2 protein-coding genes are annotated in these 5,303 nt (G+C 46.7%); both read right to left on the bottom strand.

All coding sequences use genetic code 11. The features are described 5' to 3' along the window. Positions 1 to 2,788 (bottom strand): hypothetical protein (locus ACTIE6_RS16715; RefSeq protein ID WP_439557728.1); only part of this gene is annotated, 2,788 nt, incomplete at its 3' end. A 139-nt stretch (positions 2,789 to 2,927) separates the two neighbouring features. Then, on the bottom strand, positions 2,928 to 5,303 hold a 2,376-nt coding region (gene carB, locus ACTIE6_RS16710; protein WP_439557727.1), incomplete at its 5' end, for a carbamoyl-phosphate synthase large subunit.

Below are 5,303 nucleotides of genomic sequence, written 5' to 3'. Positions count from 1 at the left end.
AAATAGTTTCCTGCAGACCCGAGTAATGGCTCGTAATTGAGTTATCCTGCCAGATCACGTTAAAGGGGCCACTGCCGGTAAAGTTGAGTTTCAGATTAATGGCCTGTCCAGCCTCTACGGTAATGTTATCGCTCATATTTTCGCTGAGCAGCTGGACAGTTGCCGGCTCATTGATCTGGACATAATAATCGTAAGTAACAGGCCCTTCCGAAGAAACTACCCGGATATTATAGCTGCCGGCAGCCAGGTTCGCAGGAATAAACCCGCTCAATGTAGGTCCGGTACCGCCTTTAACAATGGTTGTTTTTTCAGTTGAATATTGTTTAACAATTTCCAGGTCAAACGTGGCTGATGGTGAAGCTGTACCTTCGCTCACACCGAATGAAACCGAAATCGGATCTCCGGGACAGAAGTTGCTGTTCCCATTGTAGGTAGTGAGCTGAATGCGGTATGCAACAGGTACTACGTGGGCACTGAGGTTCACCGGCGCACTTCCGCACGTATTCGCGACAGATTTGACCGTGTACACAGCCATTTTTCCAATTGGTGACTTAATGGGGATTTCAATGGAGGAATTGCCTGTACTGGTCGAAGTATAAACCTGATCACCGCCGCTGTCAACGGAATAGGTGGCTTGTGAAATGCTGCTTGTCCCTGATCTGACAGTCACAAATCCGTTTCCTTGGGCCAGAAATAGGGTTGGATTGTCAGCAGTTGTTTCCGGGTAAATGGTAATGTTTGACAGTGACTGCTGCAAAGTAGTAGTCTGAATTTCGCTGAACAGTACCGGATTGGTTGAGGTAATCCGTACTCCGGCATTCCCTGAATACCAGTAACTTGATTTTAGCCTGATCTTGTAAGTACCGCCGCTTTCAACTGTTTTGAGGTTCTGGAACTCGCAGCAATTGCCATAACCCTGAATTTGAAACTTGTTACCGGGATTAAAGGTCCCTACCGTGCCGAATACAATATCAATACTATCTGTTTCACAGATCTCTTTCCTGATTGGTTCAATGTAGATTCCGGGCGCGGTGGTCGATTTTACCGATAGATTGACAGAGCGCGGGCTATTATTAGTAAAGCAGCTGTTGCTGATCGATTTGATCTTGAATTCTGTATCAGATTTGAGGAAAAAGTCTTTGCCCGCAATATTTCCTTCGTATTCATATTCTGCAATCGTGCCGTCCATGTATTCAACTTTGTAAGGCGAGCCGCCGGTTAGCCCGAATCTTAATGCAATAATCTGAGGCTTATCGTATGTAAATGTCTCGTTAAAGCCGGTGTACTGCACATTAGGCATCGTTTGCAGCACGACGCTGTACGATTGGTTTGTTTGTAAAGCGGGTTGGGAGGTGATAACCTGATAACCGTAGCCGCCATAACCGCCTTCACGTGCAGGCAATGAAAATTCAATAAAGTCACCGTTTTTGCTTGCATTCACCGTGCTGGTCTCACCGGTAAACTGGTTGTACAGTTTGACGAAGAATTGGGAAGAGCTGGCGAAATTCACATTAGTCTGTATTTTAATCCTTCCCTGAGTTCCTGCGCAGATCAGCTGCCGCTTGGACTCATCAATCCTGATACCGGGACGTACCTTGATCTCCACGACCTGCGGGTCACGAATATCTATTTTGCCACAACCGGTTGTAACAGATTTGATCGAAAAATTTTGATCCGCCGTGGGATTGCTCGTAATGTAAGCTGTTGAACTGTTGGACTTGTAAACGGTACCATCGGCAAATTCAAGCGAGTAAGGCGCTAGTCCTGTCATATTAACCGTCAGCTGCATATAATCGCCGAAATTGATCGTCTGGCTCTGCGTATTAAACGTTGCGCCGGGTGCTGACCATACCTGTATCTGGGACTGGTAAATAGAGGAAACGGTTGCCGGATTTTCTGTAACAACCTGCACATTGTAACCCGCCGAACCATTGATATTCGCGTTGGAGGGAAATCTCGTCTTTAAAAAATTCCCGTCCACAGTTGCAGGAGCTTCCAAAACTAATGGAGTCTCATTGCTGTATGAATTACGAAGGAACCGCACCTTGTATTTAGTTGCATTGGTGAAAGCTTCTCCGCTTGTAGATATCCGTATCCTCAGTTCACTGTTTTCACAAAGCTCACTGGGTGTTACGAGCATTGTTCTGACAGCAGTCTTGTTAACTACCGCCGAGTAGCTTCCGCTTACTGCCATTGCCCCGCAGAAATTCTCTGCATGCGCAATCGTATAAGTGCCGCTTTGAGCAACGGTAAGGCTGTATGGTTGAGAAAATCTGCCGTCATAGGAATAAATGCTGATCTTACTGCTGTCACTCAGAGTAATGCGGCCCTCCTGAAAGCTGTTACCTTCCAGCAGGATGTTCACACGATCAAATGCATTTAAAGTATCAGATTTGGCGGGAGAGTTCAGTACAACATTGCCTTTGGTATGTATTCCGATTGTTGAGCTCCACTCGCTTTGAACTTTTGGAGAGGAGGATAACACGCGCATCTGAACGTAAGCGTTTCGGATTGAGAGCGAGTCCGAAATCCTGAATTCCAGGTTACCGCCCACCAAAACTGCCGGGAGCTCCGCACTGATGTTATTCGCGTAATCCTTGCGGATTTGTACTGTGTACTTGTTATCCGCATTAAAATTTCCTGCTAGAATAACCGGAAGCTTGTAAGTAGTATTGACACAAACCGAGGACGAAAAATTGTTAGGGTCAATGGTAATGGAATTGTTTTGGGCAAAAGAACGTGAGCAAAGCAGTAGCAATGCAAGAATGCAGGGGTAAAGTTTTAACATGTTTAAGAGGAGTTACAAAAGTGCCCGAAAGTACAAGTTTTTCTACAAAATGTGAATAGGTAAACTCACTTCGGCTATTAAAAAAAGTGGCGTACAGATTTCTCTGCACGCCACTTAACATTTGGATCTGAATGCGTTCTTACCGGCTCAGATACAGGTTTCTCTCTCCATATATCTTCTGGAAGAAATCATCCTGCAAATCATCGATAAAGTAGATTGCTTCTCCGGTGGATTTCATTTCCGGCCCAAGCTCCTTGTTTACATTCGGGAATTTATTGAAAGAGAATACCGGGATCTTAATTGCCCAGCCTTTTTTCACAGGTTTGAATGTGAAATCAGACAGCTTTTTATCGCCCAGCATCAGCTTCGTTGCGTAGTTCACATATGGTTCCTGGTAAGCTTTGCAAATGAAAGGTACCGTTCTGGAAGCTCTCGGATTGGCTTCGATCACATACACGACGCCGTTTTTCACCGCAAACTGCACGTTGATCAAACCTTTTACATTCATTGCCAGGGCAATTTTGCGCGTATGTTCCTCAATCTGGCGGATTTCGTCGGCGCTCAGATCAAATGGTGGCAATGCAGCATGCGAGTCACCGGAGTGGATACCAGCTGGTTCGATATGCTCCATTACACCGATAATGTAAGCGTCTTCGCCATCACAAATCGCGTCAGCTTCTGCTTCCAGCGCACCTTCGAGGAAGTGGTCAAGCAATATATTGTTGTCAGGAATATCGTGCAGGATCTTTACAACGTGCTGTTCCAGTTCCTTTTCGTTAATCACGATTTTCATGCTCTGTCCACCCAGTACGTAGCTCGGGCGAACAAGCAGCGGGAAGCCAAGTGTTCTTGAAAGCGCAACTGCCGCGTCAGATGTACGTACTGTTCCGAATTTCGGGAATGGAATACCAAGTTCTTCCAGAAGTGACGAGAACCGGCCGCGGTCTTCTGCCCAGTCAAGCGAATGGTAGCTGGTACCGATGATTTTTACGCCATACTTTTCCAGTTTCTCCGCCATTTTCAATGCAGTCTGTCCACCAAGCTGCACGATCACACCTTCCGGTTTTTCGTGTTCAATGATGTCAAAAACGTGCTCCCAGAAAACAGGCTCGAAGTAAAGCTTGTCGGAAATATCCGGGTCAGTCGAAACAGTTTCAGGGTTACAGTTCACCATGATGGTTTCGTAGCCTGCCTCTTTCGCTGCCAAAACCCCGTGCACGCAAGAGTAGTCAAACTCGATGCCCTGACCGATCCGGTTAGGTCCCGAACCCAGTACCATTACTTTCTTGCGGTCGCTGACAATCGATTCATTGTCCGGGTATTCCTGTGAAGTATTGAATGTAGAATAGTAGTAAGGCGTTTTTGCTTCAAATTCCGCCGCGCAGGTATCCACACATTTATAAACCCGTTTGATACCCAGCTCTTTTCTCCTGTCGTACACCTTGCTTTCCTTGGTTCCAAGCAAATGGGCGATCTGGCGGTCGGCGTAGCCTTTTTGTTTAGCAGAAAGCAACAATTCTCTCGGAAGATCGTTCAGGTCAAACTTCTCGATCTGGTGTTCCAGCTCGATCAGTTCCTCGATCTGGCGCAGGAACCATGCATCTATTTTGGTAAGGTTCTGGATTGTTTTGAAAGACAATCCAATTTTAAATGCATCATATATGTGGAACAAACGGTCCCAGCTCGGGTTTTTCAGGCTTTTCTTGATTGCCTCTTGGTCGCGCAACTCGCGGCCGTCGGCACCAAGTCCATTCCTGCGAATTTCTAGCGATTGACAAGCTTTTTGCAATGCTTCCTGGAAATTACGTCCGATACCCATCGCTTCTCCTACGGATTTCATCTGCAAGCCCAGTGAGCGGTCAGCACCTTTGAACTTGTCGAAATTCCAGCGCGGTACTTTAACGATCACGTAGTCAATAGAAGGCTCGAAGAATGCCGAGGTACTTCCGGTGATCGGGTTGATCAGTTCGTCAAGGTTATAGCCAATCGCCATTTTGGCAGCGATTTTAGCAATCGGGTAACCGGTTGCTTTCGAAGCAAGCGCCGAAGAACGTGACACGCGTGGGTTGATCTCAATAGCAATGATCTTGTCGTCGGCCGGGTTCACAGAGAACTGCACATTACAGCCGCCAGCGAATTTCCCGATACCGTCCATCATTTTGATAGCGAGGTCGCGCATTTGCTGGTAAAGCGTATCAGGTAGTGTCATCGCGGGTGCAACCGTGATGCTGTCGCCGGTATGTACGCCCATCGGGTCAAAGTTCTCGATCGAACAAATGATGATGAAGTTACCATTGCTGTCGCGCAGCAGTTCCAGCTCGTATTCTTTCCAGCCCATCACACTTTGTTCAACCAGTACTTCGTGTACCGGAGAGGCGTGTAAGCCGTTATTTAATGCCTGATCAAAATCTTCTTCTTTCTCTACGAAACCGCCGCCGGTTCCGCCTAATGTAAATGAGGGGCGTATTACCAGCGGGAAACCAATTTCCTGGGCAATTTCCTTTCCTTCCAAAAA

The organism is Dyadobacter sp., assembly GCF_051859145.1.
Classification (GTDB): Bacteria; Bacteroidota; Bacteroidia; order Cytophagales; family Spirosomataceae; genus Dyadobacter.
This window is presented reverse-complemented; position numbering and strand designations above follow the sequence as displayed.